The sequence below is a fragment of the Pseudoduganella umbonata genome, from assembly GCF_014192225.1.
GTDB lineage: Bacteria > Pseudomonadota > Gammaproteobacteria > Burkholderiales > Burkholderiaceae_D > Rugamonas > Rugamonas umbonata.
The window spans coordinates 92,009-112,485 of record NZ_JACHXS010000007.1 but is presented as its reverse complement, the minus strand read 5'-3'; the positions used below and the strand labels follow the sequence as shown (position 1 = coordinate 112,485).

17 protein-coding genes are annotated in these 20,477 nt (G+C 63.0%); 6 read left to right on the top strand and 11 right to left on the bottom strand.

The annotated features are described in order from the left end of the window. A complete protein-coding gene (locus tag FHS02_RS18405; protein ID WP_137315805.1) occupies window positions 1–4,014 on the bottom strand; it encodes a DUF3683 domain-containing protein in 4,014 nt (1,337 codons plus the stop codon). 227 nt (window positions 4,015–4,241) lie between these two features. After that, entirely contained in the window at window positions 4,242–4,736 is a 495-nt protein-coding gene (locus tag FHS02_RS18400) for a YqaA family protein (RefSeq protein ID WP_137315804.1), read from the bottom strand. A gap of 246 nt (window positions 4,737–4,982) precedes the next feature. On the opposite strand from FHS02_RS18400, the gene ilvA reads away from it, so the two are divergent. The 6 genes from ilvA to rapZ all read left to right on the top strand — a co-directional run bounded on the left by ilvA (window position 4,983) and on the right by rapZ (window position 11,952). Beyond that, window positions 4,983–6,515: a threonine ammonia-lyase, biosynthetic gene (ilvA, locus tag FHS02_RS18395; RefSeq protein ID WP_137315803.1), complete on the top strand. Its 1,533-nt coding sequence runs from the start codon at window positions 4,983–4,985 to the stop codon at window positions 6,513–6,515. A gap of 212 nt (window positions 6,516–6,727) precedes the next feature. Continuing rightward, a complete protein-coding gene (queF, locus tag FHS02_RS18390) occupies window positions 6,728–7,561 on the top strand; it encodes an NADPH-dependent 7-cyano-7-deazaguanine reductase QueF (RefSeq protein ID WP_137315802.1) in 834 nt (277 codons plus the stop codon). A gap of 317 nt (window positions 7,562–7,878) precedes the next feature. Then, window positions 7,879–8,361 (top strand): PTS sugar transporter subunit IIA, encoded by a 483-nt coding sequence (locus FHS02_RS18385; protein ID WP_137315801.1) that lies wholly within the window; start codon window positions 7,879–7,881, stop codon window positions 8,359–8,361. Between the two features lie 36 nt (window positions 8,362–8,397). Continuing rightward, a complete protein-coding gene (hprK, locus tag FHS02_RS18380) occupies window positions 8,398–9,333 on the top strand; it encodes an HPr(Ser) kinase/phosphatase (protein ID WP_130186459.1) in 936 nt (311 codons plus the stop codon). Window positions 9,334–9,793: 460 nt separating this feature from the next. Next, window positions 9,794–11,047, top strand: a complete 1,254-nt coding sequence (locus FHS02_RS18375; protein ID WP_137315800.1) for a cation:proton antiporter — start codon at window positions 9,794–9,796, stop codon at window positions 11,045–11,047. A 41-nt stretch (window positions 11,048–11,088) separates the two neighbouring features. Continuing rightward, window positions 11,089–11,952 (top strand): RNase adapter RapZ, encoded by an 864-nt coding sequence (rapZ, locus tag FHS02_RS18370; RefSeq protein WP_137315799.1) that lies wholly within the window; start codon window positions 11,089–11,091, stop codon window positions 11,950–11,952. 245 nt (window positions 11,953–12,197) lie between these two features. Here rapZ and FHS02_RS18365 read toward each other — a convergent pair whose 3' ends face one another. From FHS02_RS18365 to FHS02_RS18325, 9 genes are all read right to left on the bottom strand, one after another. Next, window positions 12,198–13,205, bottom strand: a complete 1,008-nt coding sequence (locus tag FHS02_RS18365) for an amidohydrolase family protein (RefSeq protein WP_137315798.1) — start codon at window positions 13,203–13,205, stop codon at window positions 12,198–12,200. Window positions 13,206–13,215: 10 nt separating this feature from the next. Further along, window positions 13,216–14,298: an enoyl-CoA hydratase/isomerase family protein gene (locus FHS02_RS18360; RefSeq protein WP_137315797.1), complete on the bottom strand. Its 1,083-nt coding sequence runs from the start codon at window positions 14,296–14,298 to the stop codon at window positions 13,216–13,218. A 156-nt stretch (window positions 14,299–14,454) separates the two neighbouring features. Then, on the bottom strand, window positions 14,455–14,811 hold the full coding sequence (hpf, locus tag FHS02_RS18355) for a ribosome hibernation-promoting factor, HPF/YfiA family (RefSeq protein ID WP_137315796.1): 357 nt from the start codon (window positions 14,809–14,811) through the stop codon (window positions 14,455–14,457). Between the two features lie 117 nt (window positions 14,812–14,928). Next, complete coding sequence (locus FHS02_RS18350) at window positions 14,929–16,404, bottom strand: RNA polymerase factor sigma-54 (RefSeq protein ID WP_137315795.1); 1,476 nt, start codon at window positions 16,402–16,404, stop codon at window positions 14,929–14,931. 188 nt (window positions 16,405–16,592) lie between these two features. After that, the gene (lptB, locus tag FHS02_RS18345) at window positions 16,593–17,354 is read right to left on the bottom strand and encodes an LPS export ABC transporter ATP-binding protein (RefSeq protein ID WP_137315794.1); all 762 of its coding nucleotides are present in this window, start codon (window positions 17,352–17,354) and stop codon (window positions 16,593–16,595) included. Further along, the gene (lptA, locus tag FHS02_RS18340; protein ID WP_137315793.1) at window positions 17,355–17,948 is read right to left on the bottom strand and encodes a lipopolysaccharide transport periplasmic protein LptA; all 594 of its coding nucleotides are present in this window, start codon (window positions 17,946–17,948) and stop codon (window positions 17,355–17,357) included. Between the two features lie 181 nt (window positions 17,949–18,129). Further along, a complete protein-coding gene (lptC, locus tag FHS02_RS18335) occupies window positions 18,130–18,720 on the bottom strand; it encodes an LPS export ABC transporter periplasmic protein LptC (protein WP_229422317.1) in 591 nt (196 codons plus the stop codon). Window positions 18,721–18,823: 103 nt separating this feature from the next. Further along, window positions 18,824–19,363 (bottom strand): KdsC family phosphatase, encoded by a 540-nt coding sequence (locus FHS02_RS18330; protein ID WP_137315792.1) that lies wholly within the window; start codon window positions 19,361–19,363, stop codon window positions 18,824–18,826. After that, on the bottom strand, window positions 19,363–20,385 hold the full coding sequence (locus FHS02_RS18325) for a KpsF/GutQ family sugar-phosphate isomerase (RefSeq protein ID WP_137315791.1): 1,023 nt from the start codon (window positions 20,383–20,385) through the stop codon (window positions 19,363–19,365). Before FHS02_RS18325 ends, FHS02_RS18330 begins: the two co-directional genes overlap by 1 nt. Window positions 20,386–20,477: the final 92 nt, after the last annotated feature.

Below are 20,477 nucleotides of genomic sequence, written 5' to 3'. Positions count from 1 at the left end.
TCACACCAGCACGCGTTCGATGCCGCCGTCGTTGGCACGCTTCACGTAATCCGGCATCCAGTTCTCGCCCAGCAGGTGGCGGGCGATTTCCACGACGATGTAGTCGGCGGTGGTGCCCGAATCCTCGTTGAAGCGCGACAGGCCCTGGAAGCATGCCGGGCAGCTCGTGAGGATCTTCACGTCGCCATCGAAGCCGTCGGCACGCAGCTTGTCCGCGCCCTTGACCATTTCCTCTTCCTTGCGGAAGCGCACCTGGGTGGAGATGTCCGGTCGCGCCACGGCCAGCGTGCCCGATTCGCCGCAGCAGCGGTCGTTCTTCTCGATCTTCACCGAGTCGTGGGTCTGCACCAGGGCGTTCACGGTCTTCATCGGGTCCTGCAGCTTCATCGGCGTGTGGCAGGGATCGTGGTACATGTAGCGGGTACCGGTCACGCCTTCCAGCTTGACGCCCTTCTCCAGCAGGTATTCATGGATATCCATGATGCGGCAGCCGGGGAAGATCTTCTCGAATTCATACGTGGCCAGCTGGTCATAGCAGGTACCGCACGACACGAGCACGGTCTTGATGTCCAGGTAGTTCAGCGTATTGGCCATGCGGTGGAAGAGGACGCGGTTATCCGTCATCATCTTCTCGGCCTTGTCGTAGTCGCCCGCGCCGCGCTGCGGATAACCGCAGCACAGGTAGCCCGGCGGCAGCACCGTCTGCACGCCCACTTCCCACAGCATGGCCTGGGTGGCCAGGCCCACCTGCGAGAACAGCCGCTCCGAACCGCAGCCCGGGAAGTAGAACACCGCTTCCGTGTTGGCATTGGTCTTCTTCGGATCGCGGATGATCGGGATCATCTTGTTGTCTTCGATGTCCAGCAGCGCGCGCGCAGTCTTCTTCGGCAGGTTGCCCGGCATCTTCTTGTTGACGAAGTGGATGATCTGCTCGCGGATCGGCGGCTTGCCCGTGGTCGGCGGCGGTGCCTTGGTCTGCTGGCGCGCCACTTTCTTGAACACTTCGTTACCCAGGCGCTGCGCCTTGGCGCCGACGCCGACGATCGCCTGCCGCGCCGCGTTGACGGTACCCGGGTCGGTCGCGTTCAGGAAGAACATCGTCGCCGCCTTGGTCGGGTTGAACGAACGCTTGTCCATCTTGCGCAGCAGGTTGCGCATGTTCATCGACACGTCGCCGAAGTCGATGTTCACCGGGCATGGCGATTCGCACTTGTGGCACACGGTGCAATGGTCGGCCACGTCCTCGAACTCTTCCCAGTGGCGGATCGAGATGCCGCGGCGGGTCTGTTCCTCGTACAGGAACGCCTCGATCAGCGCCGACGTCGCCAGGATCTTGTCGCGTGGCGAGTACAGCAGGTTCGCGCGCGGGATGTGCGTGTTGCACACCGGCTTGCACTTGCCGCAGCGCAGGCAGTCCTTGATGCTGTTGGCGATCTCGCCGATATCGCTTTGCTGCATGATCAGCGATTCGTGGCCCATCAGGCCGAACGACGGCGTGTACGCATTGCGCAGGTCCGCATCCATGCCGGGCAGGTTCAGCAGCTTGCCCTTGTTGAAGCGGCCTTCCGGATCGACACGCAGCTTGTAGTCGCGGAATTCGCCGATTTCATCTTCGGTGAGGAACTCCAGCTTCGTGATGCCGATGCCGTGTTCGCCCGAGATCACGCCGTTCAGCGAACGCGCCAGCGTCATGATGCGGGCCACGGCCTTGTGCGCGTCCTGCAGCATCTCGTAATGATCCGAGTTCACCGGCAGGTTGGTGTGCACGTTGCCGTCGCCGGCATGCATGTGCAGCGCCACGAATACGCGGCCGCGCAGGATCTTCTTGTGAATCGCCTGCGCCTCGTCGAGGATCGGCTTGTACGCGGCGCCATTGAAGATCTGGCGCAGCACGGCGCGGATTTCCTGTTTCCAGCTGATGCGCACGGTGCGGTCCTGCACCACGTCGAACAGCGTGGCCGCCGGCTGGCGCTGGAGCCGCTCTTCAAATGCCGCGGACAGGTCCTGCAGGCCGAGCTGGTACAGCTCGAGCCGCGCTGTGTCGAGCGGCTTGTCCAGGTTCGCCAGGATGAACGTCCAGCGTTCCTGCACCTGGTCGAGCAGCGCCAGGGCCTGCTGCGGGCGGTCGCCCAGCATTTCGGCATCGCCGACGCCGTCCTCGGATGCGTCGTCGCTCTTGCCGATCGCAAGGTTGCCCGCTTCGAAGTACTCGCGCAGCGCGGCGGCCAGCTGCAGCTTGTTCTTGATCGACAGCTCGACGTTGATGCGCTCGATACCGTCCGTGTATTCGCCCATCCGGTTCAGCGGGATGACGACGTCCTCGTTGATCTTGAACGCGTTGGTGTGCTTGGCGATCGCCGCGGTACGGGCGCGGTCGAGCCAGAATTTCTTGCGCGCTTCCGGGCTGACGGCAACGAAGCCTTCGCCGACGCGGGTATTGGCCAGGCGCACCACTTCCGAAGCGGCCAGCGCCACGGCATCTTCATTGTCGCCGACGATGTCGCCGAACAGGGCCATCTTCGGCAGTACGCCGCGCTTGGACTTGGTGGCGTAGCCGACGGCGCGCAGGTAGCGCTCGTCGAGGTGTTCCAGGCCGGCGAGGCGCAGCGTGGCGAACTGTTCGCCCTTGGCGGGCAGGCCGTCCAGGTAATCCTTGATCTCGACGATCGAAGGAATCGCATCGCGCGCCTGGCCGAAGAACTCCAGGCAGACGGTGCGCGTGAACTTCGGCATCTTGTGCAGGATCCAGCGCCCCGACGTGATCAGGCCGTCGCAGCCTTCCTTCTGGATACCCGGCAGGCCGGCCAGGAACTTGTCCGTCACGTCCTTGCCCAGGCCTTCCTTGCGGAACTTGCGGCCGGCGATTTCCAGGATCTCGGTCTTGAACGGCGCGCCTTTCGCTTCGCCCTTCGCGTTCGGATGGGTCCATTCGAGCTTGAAGCGGGCCAGCGGCGTGTCGTGGATCTTCGACAGGTTGTGGTCCAGGCGCGTGACGTCGAGCCAGTCGCCGTTCGGGTCGACCATGCGCCACGATGCCAGGTTGTCCAGCGCGGTACCCCACAGCACGGCCTTCTTGCCGCCCGCGTTCATCGCGATATTGCCGCCGATGCAGGAAGCGTGCGCCGACGTGGGGTCGACCGCGAACACGAAGCCGGCTTTTTCAGCCGCGACCGACACCTGGTTCGTGATCACGCCTGCCTCGGTGTAGATGGTAGCGTAATCGCGATCGAGGCCAGGAAGCACCTTCATCTCCACCGGATCGATGCGCAGCAGTTTTTCCGTGTTGATCACGGCCGACAACGGCGTCAGCGGGATTGCGCCGCCGGTATAACCGGTGCCGCCGCCGCGCGGGATGATCGTCAGGCCAAGTTCGATACAGCCCTTGACGAGGCCGGCCATTTCCTCTTCCGCATCCGGCGTGAGCACGACGAACGGGTATTCGACGCGCCAGTCGGTGGCGTCGGTCACGTGCGAGACGCGCTTCATGCCGTCGAAGCGGATGTTGTGCTTGGCCGTGTAGCGGCCCAGCACCTTGACCGCGCGCTTGCGCAGGTCATACATCAGGCGGAATTCGTCGCCGAAATCGGCCACGGCCTTGTTGGCGGCGGCCAGCAGCTTTTCGACGCTGCCGGCACGTTTCGCGGCGGCTTCGCCCGTTTCGTCGGCATCGATGGCCATGCGGCGCTTGTCCACTTCGGACAGACGGTGATGCAGCGCGTCGATCAGCGCCTGGCGCCGCTTCGGGTTATCCAGCAGGTCGTCCTGCAGGTACGGATTGCGGCGCACGACCCAGATATCGCCCAGCACCTCGTATAGCATGCGCGCGGAACGGCCGGTCTGGCGGGCACTGCGCAGTTCGTCCAGCAGTTGCCACGATTCCTCGCCCAGCAGCCGGATGACGATTTCGCGGTCGGAGAACGATGTGTAGTTGTACGGGATTTCACGGACGCGGGTCGGCGCGTGGCCGTCCGGCGATTCTGCGAGCAGGGCCTGGATGTGTGCTGGTGCGTTCATGTGTGGGGGATACAGAAGACGCTGGAGATGGTCACTAAGGGGTCCATTTTAACTTATTGCGGCGCACCACGCCCCAACACCCCTATTTTTTACCGGGTTCCGCTAACGTCAACTGACAAAATATTATTTGGCCACCACCGAGGATCGACGATTTCCATGCAGAAATGGCAGGTCAAAATGTCAAAAGTGTGCGCCGATCACACTGGCGCAAAATAAAGTGTAGCGTTTCAACCACCCAGCATATTCACCAGCGAGCGCCAGAATCCATCGGGGATGTACAGCAGCGCGACCGTCATGGTCAGGTAGCGGGCGAATTTGCCGATGGCCATGTAGCCGACGGCGGGCCAGAACGGCAGTTTCAGCCAGCCCCCCAGCGTGCACAGCGGGTCGCCGATGCCGGGCAGCCAGGACAGCAGCATCGTCTTCGCACCATAGTGCGACAGCCACGCGAACCAGCGGCTTTCGCGCTCTTTCGCGAAAGCCGCCTTGGCGTAATAGCCCATCCAGTAGTCGACGACGCCGCCCAGGGTGTTGCCGCAGGTAGCCACGAGGATCGCGGGCCAGAACAATTCCGGGTTGGCCTTGCAGACAGCGAAGACGGCAGGTTCGGAGCCGAGGGGAACGAGGGTCGCGGAAACGAATGCGATGATGAAGACCGACGTCAACCCGACTTCCGGCGCCGCCAGGAAGGCCAGCAGCCAGGCGATGGCACTCTCGATCATGCAGTTTCAACCATGGAGATGCGATAACGGGGTTTCGACGACGTTGCTTCGATCATGCAAAGGCGATCATGAAGATTTGGCGGGTAGCGGGAGCTTCCCATTATAATGATCCGACCCATGTCAAGCCCGCACAAATGAACAGGCCCGCACCACCCCGCGCACCCTGTACTCGTTCGGGTACATCCCGGTTATCCACCGCCGCTTCATCGCCCCCGCCATCCGCCTGGATTTACTCCGCTTGAGACCATGACTACCGACTACCTGAAGAAGATCCTTACCGCGCGCGTCTATGACGTTGCCCACGAAACGCCGCTGGAACTGGCGCCGACGCTGTCGCAGCGCTGCCAGAACCGCATTTACTTCAAGCGCGAGGATATTCAGGACGTATTCAGCTTCAAGATTCGCGGTGCCTACAACAAGATGGCGCACCTGTCGGAAACGCAGCTGAAGCGCGGCGTGATCTGCGCTTCAGCGGGCAACCACGCGCAGGGCGTGGCGCTGTCGGCCGCGCGCATGGGCTGCCGCGCCGTGATCGTGATGCCCACCACCACGCCGCTGCTGAAGATCGAAGCGGTCAAGGCGCGTGGCGGCGACAACGTGGAAGTGCTGCTGCACGGCGAGTCCTATACCGATGCCTACCACCATGCGCTGACGCTGGAAAAGGAACAGAAGCTGACGTTCGTGCACCCGTTCGACGATCCGGACGTGATCGCCGGCCAGGGCACGATCGGCATGGAGATCCTGCGCCAGCATTCCGGCCCCATCCATGCGGTCTTCATCGCGATCGGCGGCGGCGGCCTGATCTCGGGCGTGGCCGCGTACATCAAGCAGATCCGGCCGGATATCCGCATCATCGGCGTGGAAACGATGGATGCCGATGCGATGGCGCGCAGCCTGAAGGCGGGCGAACGCGTGACCCTGCCGGACGTGGGCCTGTTCGCGGACGGTACGGCGGTACGCCTGGTCGGCGAGGAAACATTCCGGCTCGCGCAGCAGTACGTGGACGATGTGATCATCGTCGACACGGATGCGATCTGCGCGGCGATCAAGGACGTGTTCACGGACACCCGCTCGATCCTGGAACCTTCCGGCGCATTGGCCGTGGCCGGCGCCAAGGCCTATATCGAACGCGCCGCGCTGACCAGGAACCCGATCGTCAACGAGACGCTGATCACCGTCACCTCCGGTGCCAACATGAACTTCGACCGGTTGCGCTTCGTGGCCGAGCGCGCGGAGCTGGGCGAATTCCGCGAAGCCGTGTTTGCCGTGACGATGGCCGAACAGCGCGGCAGCTTCAAGCGCTTCTGCGGCCTGATCGGGCCGCGCAACGTGACCGAGTTCAACTACCGGATCAGCGACCAGGAACAGGCCCACGTCTTCGTCGGCGTCCAGATCGCCGACCGGGGCGAATCGAGCGCGCTGGCGCGCCGTTTCGAGGAGCACGATTTCCGCACGCTGGACCTGACGCACGACGAACTGGCCAAGTCCCACCTGCGCCACCTGGTGGGCGGCAAGAGCGCGCTGGCGCGGGACGAACTGCTGTACCGCTTCGAATTCCCCGAGCGCCCAGGCGCGCTGATGCGCTTCCTGGACAGCATGGCACCGAACTGGAACATCTCGCTGTGCCATTACCGCTCGCAGGGCGGCGACGTGGGCCGCATCCTGATCGGCCTGCAGGTTCCGCCGGAAGAAATGGACGAATTCGCCAAGTTCCTCGCCACGCTCGGCTACCGGTACTGGGACGAAACGCAGAACCCGGTCTACAAGATGTTCCTGTAACCGCCCACCGGCAGCAAAATAGGGACGGCCCCCAAAATAGGGACGGACCCTGTTTTCTGGGCAACTTTCTGGAATTGGGTGGATCGACGGCCTGTTTCTGGAGTTTCCTGAAAAACAGGGTCCGTCCCTGATTTTTTTCGTGCCTGCCCAGGCGTCTCCCGCTTCGGGATTTTGCGCTACCATGGCAGGCTGTCCCGTTTTGAAGGCCCGCGATGTCGAACTCCCCCGAACATTCTCCACTCGGCAAGAACTCCGCTTACCGCACCGATTACGCGCCGGAGCTGCTGTTCCCGATCCCGCGTATCGGCAAGCGGGACGAGCTCGGCCTGACAGGCACGCTGCCGTTCTTCGGTGTCGACATCTGGAATGCCTATGAGCTGTCGTGGCTGAACATGCGCGGCAAGCCGCAGGTCGCCGTGGCACGGATCACGGTGCCGGCCGATTCGCCGAACATCGTCGAGTCGAAGTCGTTCAAGCTGTACCTGAATTCGTTCAACCAGACGCGGCTGGGCGGCCCGGAAGCCCTGCGCGACCTGCTGCAGCAGGACCTGTCCGCTGCCACCGGCGCGAACGTGCACGTGGTGCTGACGATGCAGGAAGACTTTGCCACGTTGAAGATGGGCGAGCTGGATGGCCTGTTGCTGGACCGCCTGGACATCGAGGTCGATCATTACTCGCCGCAGCCATCGATCCTGAAAGCCAACTTCGATGAGCTGCCGGTCGAGGAAACACTCGTATCGCACCTGCTGAAATCGAATTGCCTGGTCACCGGCCAACCGGACTGGGGCAGCGTTCAGATCAGCTACTCGGGCCCGCAGATCGACCAGGAAAGCCTGTTGAAATACCTGATCGGCTTTCGCGAGCATAACGAGTTCCATGAACAATGCGTCGAGCGGATCTTCGTGGACATCCTGCGCGCTTGCAAACCGGCGCACCTGACGGTATATGCACGCTATACCCGTCGTGGCGGTCTGGACATCAATCCCTGGCGCAGCAATTTCACGAAGGCCGGCCGGCCGTCGAATTTACGCAACGCAAGACAATAATTGAGCCAGCGCAAAGCAAGCATAATGAGAGTATGCTCAGCTTCAGGATCCCCGCGGCACGATCGCTGGAAACGCGCAATAATCGGTCAATGCGGGTCCACGCGATTGAAATGTCGGCACCCGGCATTGTTTTGACGTGGAAATAGCGCACGCACACCTGTTGCCGGTCCGGTCACTTTTCAATGCGTGCATGGCAAGCTGGCCCGGCAACGAGGCGCCGTTGTCGGCGCGAGCAATTTCGGATTACACGGCGGAGAAACAGGCCTATAATTCTGCTCGCCAGCCACCTTTGTGCGCCGCACCAATTACGTCGCGTTATGAACAACCTGAGTAAAATCCTTTCGCCCGAGAACGTTCAACTGGACCTGGAAGTCTCCAGCAAGAAGCGCGCTTTCGAGCAAGCGGGCCTGATTTTCGAAAACAATTGCGGTATCGCCCGCTCAACCGTTTCGGACAACCTGTTTGCCCGCGAACGGCTGGGTTCGACCGGCCTGGGACACGGCGTGGCCGTGCCCCACGGCCGGGTCAAGGGCGCGAAAAGCCTGAAGTCGCCACTGGCGGCCTTCGTGCGGCTGGCCGAACCGATTCCGTTCGAATCGCCCGATGGCAAACCTGTCAATTTGCTGTTCTTTCTGCTGATTCCCGATCACGTGACGCAGCAGCACCTGGAAATTCTTTCCGAGATCGCTGAAATGTTCTCGGACGATAGTTTCCGCCAGGCGCTGTCCACCGATCCCGACGCTACGTCCGTGTATCGCCGCATCGTGGACTGGCAGCCCAGCCTGCAGGCGGCGGGCTGAACCGGGCATCGCCCTATTCCACAATAAAAAAAGTCCATGCTGCAAAACCCCCTGACGATTCAACGCCTCTACGACGACAATCGGGAATCTTTGCAGCTGGGCTGGTTCGCCGGCTTTCCCGGTGGCGAACGCACGATCTCTGGCGACGCCGCCTCGGCCGCCGACCAGGTGGGCCACCTGAACACGATTCACCCGGGCCGCATCCAGGTGTTCGGACACCAGGAAATCAACTATTACCACCGGCTCAAGGCGCTCACGCGCGCCCACGTCATCGGCGAGCTGATCGCAGGCGGGCCGCCGGCGCTGATCGTTGCGCAAGGGCTGGAAACACCGCCCGACATTCTCGCGATCTGCGACGAAAAGAATATTCCGCTGTTTTCCACGCCGCTTCCGGCCGCGCAGGTGATCGACTTCCTGCGCGTGTACCTGTCGAAGAAACTGGCGCAACGCATCATCATGCACGGTGTTTTCATGGACGTGCTCGGTGTTGGCGTGCTGATCACCGGCGATTCCGGCCTGGGCAAGAGCGAACTGGGCCTGGAACTGATTTCCCGCAGCCACGGCCTGGTGGCCGACGATGCCGTCGAGTTTTCGCGCATTGCGCCGAACATGATCGAGGGCCGCTGCCCGCCCCTGCTGCAGAACCTGCTCGAAGTGCGCGGGCTGGGCCTGCTGGACATCAAGGCGATCTTCGGCGAGACCGCGGTACGCCGCAAGATGCGCCTGAAGCTGATCGTCCATCTCGTGCGCCGCTCCGCCCTCGAGGAAGAAGTGGAGCGCCTGCCATTCCAGTTTCCTACCGAGGATGTGCTGGGCCTGCCGATCCGCAAGGTCGTGATCCCCGTTGCTGCCGGCCGCAACATCGCCGTGCTGCTCGAGGCCGCGGTACGGAACACCATTCTGCAACTGCGCGGGATCGACACGCTGCAGGAGTTCATGGAACGGCAACGGCAGGCAATGAGCGGGGACTGAAGTCCCCTTCATTGCAACGTTGCCAAGGAGTGCGCGCTTGCAAGCGCGCACCGTTCCGCAGCACCGAGCATGCTCGGTGAAACACTGCTCCACCAACGGCAGGCAATGAGCGGGGACTGAAGTCCCCTTCATTGCAACGTTGCCAAGGAGTGCGCGCTTGCAAGCGCGCACCGTTCCGCAGCACCGAGCATGCTCGGTGAAATCCTGCTCCACCAACGGCAGGCAATGAGCGGGGACTGAAGTCCCCTTCATTGCAACGTTGCCAAGGAGTGCGCGCTTGCAAGCGCGCACCGTTCCGCAGCACCGAGCATGCTCGGTGAAACACTGCTCCACCAACGGCAGGCAATGAGCGGGGACTGAAGTCCCGTTCTTTCCAACGTAGTCCAGGCGGGCTGTCGCTGGCGCCACGCTGTGCTGCAAACCGGTAAGATCGGGCCTTGCGGTCTTCGGCAACTTCTCCATGGCGACTTTCCAGTGGTTCCTCCTGATCGGCTGCCTGATGCTGGCCCGTGGGCTGTGGGGAACGCCGATCGCCCATCTCCCTTTCACGTCCGCGATGATCTACCTCGCCGTCGGCCTGGTCGTGGGGCCGCACGGCCTGGGTATTTTCTCCTTCGATCCACTCGTGGAAGCGCCGCTGCTCGAAGTGCTGACGGAAGTGGCCGTGCTGATTTCGCTGTTTTCGGCGGGCATCAAGATGCCGGTTCCCGTGACGCTCCCGCGCTGGTCGCAGCCGATCCGCCTGGCATGGCTGGCGATGGCGATATCGGTCGGGCTGATGACGCTGTTTGCATACTACGTGCTGGACTTGCCGATCGGCGCCGGCGTGCTGCTTGGCGCCACGCTCGCGCCGACCGATCCCGTGCTGGCGAGCGACGTGCAGCTGCGCCATGCCGGCGACAAGGATCCGTTGCGCTTTGCGCTGAGCTCCGAAGCCGGCATGAACGATGGCAGCGCCTTCCCGTTCGTGATGCTGGGGCTCGGACTGCTTGGCCTGCACGACCTGGGCCCGAATGGCCTGCACTGGCTCGGCATGGAGCTGCTATGGGGCACCATCGGCGGCATTGCGATCGGCAGCGCCTGCGGTGCCGCCCTGGCACGGGTGAGCCATGCGCTGCGCCGCTACCGGCCGCAGCACGAAGTACTGGACGACCTGATGGGATTGGGCCTGATTGCCGTGGCCTATGGACTGACCGTAGCGGTGGACGCGTGGGGATTCCTCGCCGTATTCGCGGCCGGCGTGGCACTGCGCCAGACCGAACTGACGCTCGCGGCGCGCTGCGGCAAGGCCATCGTTACCGAGAAGGGTGTCGAGCCGGTGCAGGACACCATTTCCGCCAACTCGCTGCTGTTCAAGGAACACCTGGAACGGCTGTCGGAACTGACCCTGGTGTTGCTCCTGGGCGGCGCCGCGGTGTACTGGATCGATGACTGGCGGGGCTGGGCCACGGCGCTGTTCCTGTTCTGCGTGGCGCGTCCCGTTAGCGTATTCATTGCGCTCGGCCGCGGCAGCATGCAGGCACGCGTGATCATTGCGTGGTTCGGAGTGCGCGGGATCGGTTCGCTGTACTACCTGATGTATGCGATCAACCACGGCTTGCCGGAGCCGCTGGCGCGCAGCCTGACCGGCATCACCGTTGCCGTCATCATGCTGTCGATCGTCATCCACGGTACCAGCGTGACGCCTCTGCTCGACCGTTTCTGGCGACGCTGAGCGCTCATCTTCTTGCTGCCGTTTTAAGGTATCATCCGCGCATGCGCATCGTCCTTATTACCGGCATTTCCGGCTCGGGCAAATCGGTGGCCCTGAACGTACTCGAAGACACCGGCTATTACTGTGTAGATAACTTGCCGCCAGCCTTGCTGGCCAATCTCGTTGCCACGCTGGCCGAGGAAGGCACGCCGGCACTGGCCGTGGCGGTCGACGCCCGCAGCGCGGCTTCGCTGGCCAGCTTGCCGGCCGACGTACGCCAGCTGCGCGAACTGGGACATGACGTGAAGATCATGTTCCTCACGGCGAGCACCCACTCGCTGGTGGCGCGTTTCTCGGAAACGCGCCGCAGCCATCCACTGTCGCACGAGCTGCATCCTGGGAAGAATCCGGCGGCACGCCGCACGCTGATCGAATGCATCGGCGAAGAACGCGAGCGCCTGTCCGCGATCGAGCAATTGGGCCACGTGATCGACACCTCGGAGATTTCCGCCAACAAGCTGCGCGCCTGGATCAAGGAACTGGTCGAAAGCGAGAATGCGCCGCTGACGCTGTTCTTCGAGTCGTTCGCGTTCAAGGTGGGCGTACCGCAGGATGCGGACTTCGTATTCGACGTGCGCGCGATCCCGAACCCGTATTACGACCTGGCGCTGCGCCCGCTGAACGGCCGCGATGCGCCCGTGATTGCTTTCCTCGACGCGCAGCCGAGCGCCGAAGAAATGTTCAGCGATATCCGTGCCTTCATCGAAAAGTGGCTGCCGGCATTCAAGACGGACAACCGCAGCTACCTGACGGTCGCCATCGGTTGCACCGGCGGCCAGCACCGCTCGGTGTACATGGCCGAGCGGCTCGCGCGGCATTTCAATCCGAGCGAGCGTGTGGTGTTGCGGCATCGCGAACAACACTAAGTCAGGCGATGCAAGGAGTGTGCGCTTGCAAGCGCACACCGCTGCGCAGGCGCGGAGCAGGCTCCGCGAAACCCCTGCTACGCCATCGCGAACAGCACTAACTGCCGGTGCAAGGAGTGTGCGCTTGCAGGCGCACACCGCTGCGCAGGCGCGGAGCAGGCTCCGCGAAACCCCTGCTACGCCACCGCGAACAGCACTAACTGCCAGTGCAAGGAGTGTGCGCTTGCAAGCGCACACCGCTGCGATTACTTCCAGTACGGCGCGACGTTCTTGGCAATCCGCTTGAATTCGGCCTCCGACAGCGGCAGTTGCCGGAACGCGGCCCAGCTCTCGCGCGGGCGCAGGTTCTTGCCCGCGGCGGCATCCGACCCGAACAGGACGCGGTCGGCGCCGATCTGCCGGATGCGCTGCGCCAGCTTTTCCCGCTGCGGCGGCGTGATATCCGGGTTGGCCATCGTGGCGGCGTCGAACCACAGCCGTTTCGTGCGCGGATCGTGCGCCGCCACCGCTTCGGCCAGCACCCCCAGCGCTTCGTCCGACGGTGGATCGCCGTAGCCTGGGCCCGTGCCTGCCAGGTGCGCGACCTGCACCGTTACGTCCGGTGCGGCGGGCAATAACTGCTCGAGGAAAATCCGCGCCTGCGCCGCGCCATAGGGCCGGTGCTTCGATACGGAGGCCCGCATGTGCACGGCAATGGCCATCTTCTTCGCATTGGCCGCGGCGAACACCTGCCGCAGCCGCGCGGCGTGTTCGGGCAGTTCCAGCTGCACGTCCGAATTCCCGAAATGCAGTTTCAGGCCATGCTTCAGGTCCGGCAGCGCGGCACAGCGTTCCAGTTCTTCCAGTGCGTAGTCCTTCAGCGGGTTGACGCTGCAAAAAGCCAGCAACCGGTCCGGGTACAGCGCGGCCTGCGCGCCGTTGAAGTCGTTCTCGGCGCGCACTTTCAAGTACTCGTCCTCGATCTTGCGTGAAGGGCTGCCCCATACATAGGCAGTGGAGAGCAGCACGGCACGCCGGATGCCGGCGGCATCGAGCAGCGCGATCATGTCTTTCGCCGCGATCACGGAGGGCCCGCCGGCTCCGGTGTCGAGCAGCCGCGCAATCGCCGGGCTGAACAGGTGCTGGTGGTGGTCGACCAGGGGGGCATCGGCAGGCGGCGGCGCCGCCTGCGTGGCGCTGGCCGGCGCATCGTGGGCCCAGGCGGGAAGTGCCACCGATGCGGCGGCGAAGGTCAGGAAATCACGGCGGTTCATGGCAGGAAGCTCACAGGTGGCGCAGCGGGTGGGCCCATGCGGGCCAGGCCGGTTCGAAGAATCGCGCCACCATCTCGTCGCTCACTTCGTCCAGCGATGGGGGATTCCAGCGCGGCGCATTGTCCTTGTCGATCGCCAGCGCGCGCACGCCCTCGATCACCTCGCCATGCTCGAATGTGCGGCGCACCAGGTTGCGCTCCATCCGCAGGCAGTCGGCGATGCCCATCGTGGCGCCGCGCCGCAGCATCTCGGCCGTTACGCGCATCATCAGCGGCGAACGGCGCGCCATGGCGGCCAGTGCGTTTTGCGCGAACGGGTGATCGTCGCGGCGCAGCGATGCCACGATGTCGGCCACCGAACGGTGCGCGAAATGGTCGTCGACCAGTGCCCGGTGCGCCTGCAGTTCCGACGCGCCCGCCTCGCCGCGCAAAGGCCGGGAAAACATGGCGACCGCTTCGCGCAGCCCGGCGCCCGCGGTGGAGCCGACCAGGTCGGCCAGCAGCGGCAGCTCGGGGGCGGGAACGTAATGGTCGGCCAGCCCGCAGTACAGTGCATCGGCGGCGCCGATCGTCGATGCCGTCAGGGCCAGGTAAACACCCAGCCTGCCGGGCGCGCGCGACAGGAAGTAACTGCCGCCGACATCCGGAAACAGTCCGATATTCACCTCGGGCATCGCCAGCCGGGTGCGGTCGGTCACCACGCGCACGCCGAATTGCGGTCCGCCCTGGGCAATGCCCATGCCGCCGCCCATGACCACGCCGTCCATCACGGCGACGTATGGTTTCGGGAAACAATGCACGATGTAATTCAGTGCATATTCCTCGGTAAAGAAATCCTCGATCTGCGCGCTGCCACGCTGCGGCGTGGCGCTGCCCGCCGCGTGGAGGAAACGGATGTCGCCGCCCGCGCACAGCGCCTTGTCGGTGCTGCTGCGGATGACGACGGCAGCGATGTCGTCGTCGTCGCGCCAGGCCAGCAACGCGCCGGTGATCGCCCGGATCATGTCGAGCGACAGCGAGTTCAATGCCTTGGGTCGGTCGAGGGTGATGAAGCCGGTGCCGTTACGCACCTTGGCATGGACGTGGTCGGTCATGGTGTCTCGCATCGTTGTCGTTATTTGCCTCATTCTAGCGATGGATGCGAATCACGTGGCGTAAAAGGTGAGAAGCGCCAGGGCCCAGATGTAACAAAGGGCGCATCATGCGCCCTTGTGTTGCTGCAGTTGAAAAACTGCGACCTGCGACCGTCGTTATGCGGTCGACGCGGGGTTCTCGGCCTCGCTCAGGTATTTGATGGTCTCGTGATTATGGTTCTGCACTTTATCCTTGTGCTTCATGACCTGGCGGTCCAGCTTGTCGATCAGCGTGTCGATGGCCGCATAAAGATCCTGTGCGACGCTTTCGACGAACACGGTCTTGCCCGACATGCGCAGGTTGATTTCCGCTTTCTGCCTTTTCTCTTTCTCGGTGAGATTATCTACACTCAGGATCACACTAACATCGATCAACTGATCGAAGTGACGTCTGACGCGTTCCAGCTTGTTCTGCACATACTCGCGAATGGCAGGGGTAACGTCGATATGGTGTCCACTGATGGTCAGATTCATACACACACTCCTAAAGAAAATATTACAGGTTCGTGCGTTCTCCACCAATCAAGTAAGGCGGCGCAGAGGAACCCAGGTACTACCAGGTTTTGCTGCATGGGCTTACTACTGAGATTACTACAGAGATTTACGGAGGCTGACCGGGGGGATTTTCAATGCTTCGCGATATTTGGCAACAGTGCGTCGCGCAATCACCATGCCTTGTTCACCCAGCATGTCCGCAATCTTACTGTCGGATAAAGGGTTTTTAGGGTCTTCGGCTCCTGTGAATTGCACGATCAGCGCCCGGATCGCAGTCGAGGAAGCTTCCCCACCAGCTTCGGTTGCGACGTGGCTGCCAAAAAAGTACTTCAACTCAAACATGCCATGCGGGGTCAGCATATATTTTTGAGTTGTTACCCGAGAGATAGTACTCTCGTGTAGGCCCAGTGTATCAGCTATTTCACGTAACACAAGGGGTCTCATTGCCACGGCGCCATGCGAGAAAAAGTTCTTCTGCCGCTCGACGATGGCCTGGGCCACGCGCAGGATCGTGTCGAAGCGCTGGCGCATATTCTTGATCAGCCACTTGGCTTCCTGCAGCTGGGCATTCATCTGCGTTTCACCCTTGCCCTGCTTGAGCAGGCTGGCGTAGAGCGCATTGACGCGCAGGCGGGGCATCACATCGTTGTTCAGCGTGACGATCCAGCCATTGCGCCCACGCCTCACCACCACATCCGGTACCACGTAGTCTGACACGTCGGCCGCGAACGCGGCGCCCGGATGCGGGTTGCATTGCCGGATCACTGCCTGCGCTTCGCGCAGATCCTCATCGTCGCAATCGAGCGCTTTCTTCAGCTTGTTGAAATCGCGCTGGGCAAACCACTGCAGGTGGTTTTCAACGATGCACAGCGCCATGCGCCGTGTGACAAGCGGCACCTGCGGCATGCGCCGGATCTGCAGCGCCAGGCATTCGGAAGCATTGCGCGCACCGATCCCCGGCGGATCGAAACTCTGCAGCAGCTTCAGCGCGGTGCGCAGCTCGTCGATCTCGATTTCCAGCTCTTCCGGCAGCCGCTCGTGGATTTCTTCCAGGCTCTCCTCGAGGTAGCCGTTGTCGTCGAGCGCATCGATGATGAGCTCCACCAGTGCCCGGTCGCGCGACTCGAGCACGGTAACGCGCATCTGCTCCATCAGGTGCTCGCGCAGGCTGCGGTGACTCGCCTCGAGCTGTGGCCGGGCATCGTCGTCGTCCGGCCCCTTGCCGCTGCCCGTGCTGCTCCAGTCGGTATCGCCGGGACCGGCATCGAGGCCTTCGCCGTCGCCGCCATCGAACGGCTCGGGCTCCGGCGCCGCCGGCGCATCCTGTGGCGGCCCGCCTTCCGGTGGCGCTTCGCCAGGTGCCTGCGCGGTGTTGATCGCGCCGTCACCCAGCAGCCGTACGGAACGGTCGAGCGGATCGTCGAGCCGTTCAAGCAGCGGGTTATCGGTCAGCAGCTGTTCCAGTTCCTGGTGCAGTTCCAGCGTGGACAGTTGCAGTAGCCGGATCGACTGCTGCAGTTGCGGCGTCAGCGCGAGATGCTGGGAAGTACGCAGTTGCAAAGACTGTTTCATAGCTGACTCATAGCTGGTTCATCGCTGGATTTTTCGCCGAAATGATCGTTGCGTTGATCGGTGCATCATTGCTGCATTATCGCTGCGCTTATCGGGCTGGGTATCGGGCTGGATATCGGCTGGAATTCGGCCCGGATATTGGCCCGGATACCCTCGGATATCGCCTCGGTTATCGCGGGTCATGGCCGTCACATGCGGAAATGCTCACCCAGGTACACGCGGCGTACGGACTCGTCGGCGATGATGTCGTCCGGCCGGCCGGAAGCCAGTACGCTGCCCTGATTGATGATATACGCCCGGTCGCAGATACCCAGCGTTTCGCGCACGTTATGATCCGTGATCAACACGCCGATGCTGCGTTCTTTCAGGAAGCGCACGATACGCTGGATTTCGATCACGGCGATCGGATCGACGCCGGCGAACGGTTCGTCCAGCAGCACGAATCGGGGATTGGTCGCCAGCGCGCGGGCGATTTCCACGCGGCGCCGCTCGCCGCCGGACAGCGACAGCGCCGTGTTCTCGCGCAGCTTCTCGATCTGCAGGTCGGCCAGCAGCGCGTTCAGGCGTTCGTCGATCTCGGCCTTGCCGAGCGGCTTGCCGTCCACCTTCTGGATCTCCAGCACGGCGCGGATGTTTTCTTCCACGGTCAGCCTGCGGAACACGGACGCTTCCTGTGGCAGGTAGGACAGGCCGAGCGTGGCGCGCCTGTGGATCGGCAGGCTCGAGATGTCGGTGCCATCGAGGTCGATGGTGCCGGCGTCCGAGGCGACCAGGCCCACGATCATGTAGAACGACGTGGTCTTGCCGGCACCGTTCGGTCCCAGCAGGCCCACCACTTCGCCGCACGCCACCTGCAACGACACGTCATGCACCACCTGGCGTTTGCCGTAGCTCTTTTGCAGGCCACGCACGATCAGCGTGCTGCTGCAATTTTCCTGCGCCTGCGCCATTTAATCCCCTGCTGCCGGCGCGGCCGGCGATTGCGTGTTGGACGGCCCGGCCGGCGTGGCCGGTGCGGTGCGCTTCGGCTGGATCACCATCGTGCCGCGGCCGGCACCGGGCTTGTCGGCGCCGGTACTGGTGTTGCGCACGCTGAAGAACTCGCGGCGGCTGTCGTACGAAATGAACTCGCCCTCGACTTCATCGCTCGGCTTGCTGCCTTCCAGGCGGCGGATCTTGGCCTTCGAATACATCTTCACCAGCTCGGCCTTCTCGTCGTATTCGATGCGATCGGCTTCGCCCTCCATCCACTGGTTGCCTTCGCCGTCGCGCTTCTGCCGGAACGTGACCTTCTTGCCGCCGCCGGTCAGCGTGGCCAGCTGGTAGCCGTCCGGCGTGTAGGTGACCACCGCCTTGTCCGCCTTCATCCGCAGCGTGCCGCGCGTCAGCGTCACGTCGCCGGTGAAGGTATAGACCTGCTTGACGTCATCCGCATCGAGGCGGCCGTAATTGATCTCGGTAGGCTTGTACGAATCGGCCTTCTCGGCGACGGCATGCCCCGCCGCACCCAGCAGCACCAGCGCCGCCAATATGAGTTTCTTCATCTTCGATTCCTGTCTGCGATTGCGATCCGCGCTGTCGATCCGCGCTGTCGATCCGTTGATTCGACCCGCGTCGTTGACCACGCTGTTAGTCACACCATCCGTCACGCCAGCAGCCACGCTTTTGTTCACGTTTTTCGTCACGTCTTTTGCCACGTCATTCATCACGCCGTCGATCCGCTCGTTACCGCGTCCGGGGCGGGTACACGATGGTGCCCCGTCCCAGCTGCAACTGGCGCGTGGCATTGTTGGCCTGCATGCCGATACCGGTGGCGGTAGCGCCGCCGCTCTCCATGCGCACCGGCAGGTCCGTTTCCATGCGGTCCTCGTCCGGATAGATCGTCAGCTTCTCGGTGGCCAGGTGCAGGTCGCGCGCGGCAGGCGACGCGGCCCGGCGGATGTCCACGTTCTTCGTCAGTGTCACGCGCGTGTTGTCCTGGTCGACCCGTGCATGCTCTGCCCGGATATCCATCGGCGGCTTGTCGCCGGAAAGGCTGCGCACCACCGGCTTGTCGATATCCGACGAATCGTCCGACGGGCGATGTGTCAGCCTGTCGCCCGAAATGATGTAGCTGGGCTGCCCCGTTTCGGTCATGCGCACGAACGAAAAGCGCTCCACGATGTAATCCGGTTCATCGACCTTGATGCCCGCTTCCATTTCCTCGCCGGCCCGGTTCATCAGCTCGAGCAGCCAGAACGAGCCCAGCGCGCCGAGCAGCGCGAGTATCATGCCGATCGACAGCCGGTAGCGGTGTGCGGTTCGCTGGTTGCGCATGCCTTCTCCGTTATTTTCCTGTTTGTCCAGACCTGTTTGTCCGGACCCGCTTCCCAAGTCCGATTTCAAGCCAGATTTTCAAGCCCGATTTTCAAGCCAGATTTCAGGCCAAAAACTGGGCCATGACCCGATCGTATGTGCCCTGCGCCCGCATCACGAATTCGCAGATTTCGCGCACGGCGCCGTGGCCGCCACGGTGTTCGGTGACGTGGTGCGCCCGCGCCAGCACTTCCGGCCGGGCGTTCGGCACCGCTACCGCGAATCCGGCGCGCGACAGGATCGGGATATCGACGACATCGTCGCCGATAAAGGCCACCTGCTCCTCCGACAGGTTCTGCTGTTCCAGCAGTGCCTTGAACGGCGTCAGCTTGTCGTGGCCGCCCTGGTGCACGAATTCGATCGCCAGGTCCCTGGCGCGGGCCGTCACCTGCGGCGAGCGCCGCGCGCTGATGATCCCGGTCAGCACGCCCGATTCCTGCAGCAGCTTGATGCCCAGGCCATCCTGCACGTTGAACGTCTTGAATGCCTCGCCTTCGGCACCGTAGTGCAGGCCGCCATCGGTCAGCACGCCATCCACGTCGAAGATAAACAGTTTTACCTTCGCGGCCCGTTCGAGAATGGCCGCGTCGTAAGCAACACTCATCAGATCACCTTTGCACGGGTCAGGTCATGGATGTGCAGCGCGCCGACCAGCTTGCCGTCGTCGTCGACCACCAGCATCTGGTTGATTCGGTGCTCTTCCATGATCGGTACGGCATCGACCGCCAGTTTCCCGGCGCCGATGGTACGCGGATTCGCATGCATCACGTCGCCAATGACGACCTTGCTGAAATCCTGCACCTTGTCGATCAGGCGGCGCAGGTCGCCGTCCGTGAACACGCCCACCGGCCGGTATTGTGCATCGACCACGGCGGTCATGCCCATGCCTTTTTGCGTGATCTGCATCAGTGCCTCCGGCAGCCGCGTATCGACCGTCACGGCGGGGATCGCTTCGCCCTGGCGCATGATGTCGCGCACGTGCGTCAGCAGGCGGCGGCCCAGGGCGCCGCCCGGGTGCGAGCGGGCAAAATCCTCTTCCTTGAAACCGCGCAGGTCGAGCAGGGCGACGGCGATCGCATCGCCCAGCGCCAGCGTCACCGTGGTCGACGCCGTCGGCGCCAGGTTCATCGGACAGGCTTCCTTGGCGACCGAAACGTCCAGGTGCACGTCCGACAGCCTGGCCAGGCTCGACTCCGGCTTGCCCGTCATCGAAATCACCACGCCGCCCATGCGCTTGACCACCGGGAGGATGGCCATCAGCTCGGTGCTTTCCCCGGAATACGAAATGGCGATGAACGCGTCGTCCGGCGTCACCATGCCGAGGTCCCCATGCGCCGCTTCGGCCGGGTGCACGAACAGCGCCGGGGTGCCGGTGGACGCCAGCGTGGCGGCGATCTTGCGGCCGATATGGCCGGATTTGCCAATGCCGGACACGACAACGCGTCCCTTGCAGGCCAGCAGCAGCGACACGGCTTTCCCTACGCTCTCATCTGTTGCCAGGCGATCATGCAGTGCGATCAGCGCATCGGCCTCGATTTGCAGGGCTTCGCGCGCCAGTTCCAGCGCGCGGCTTGCGGTTGTTGCATCAAAAGCTTTCAGCATTGTTTTTTCATGGGTTACACTCATGGCCGAAAGTATAGCCGAATTGGGAAAGCAAAAAACTTGCCAGATGTTACAAACTTCGTACGCGCGCAGGACAACCCCTTCCCACCGCCGGC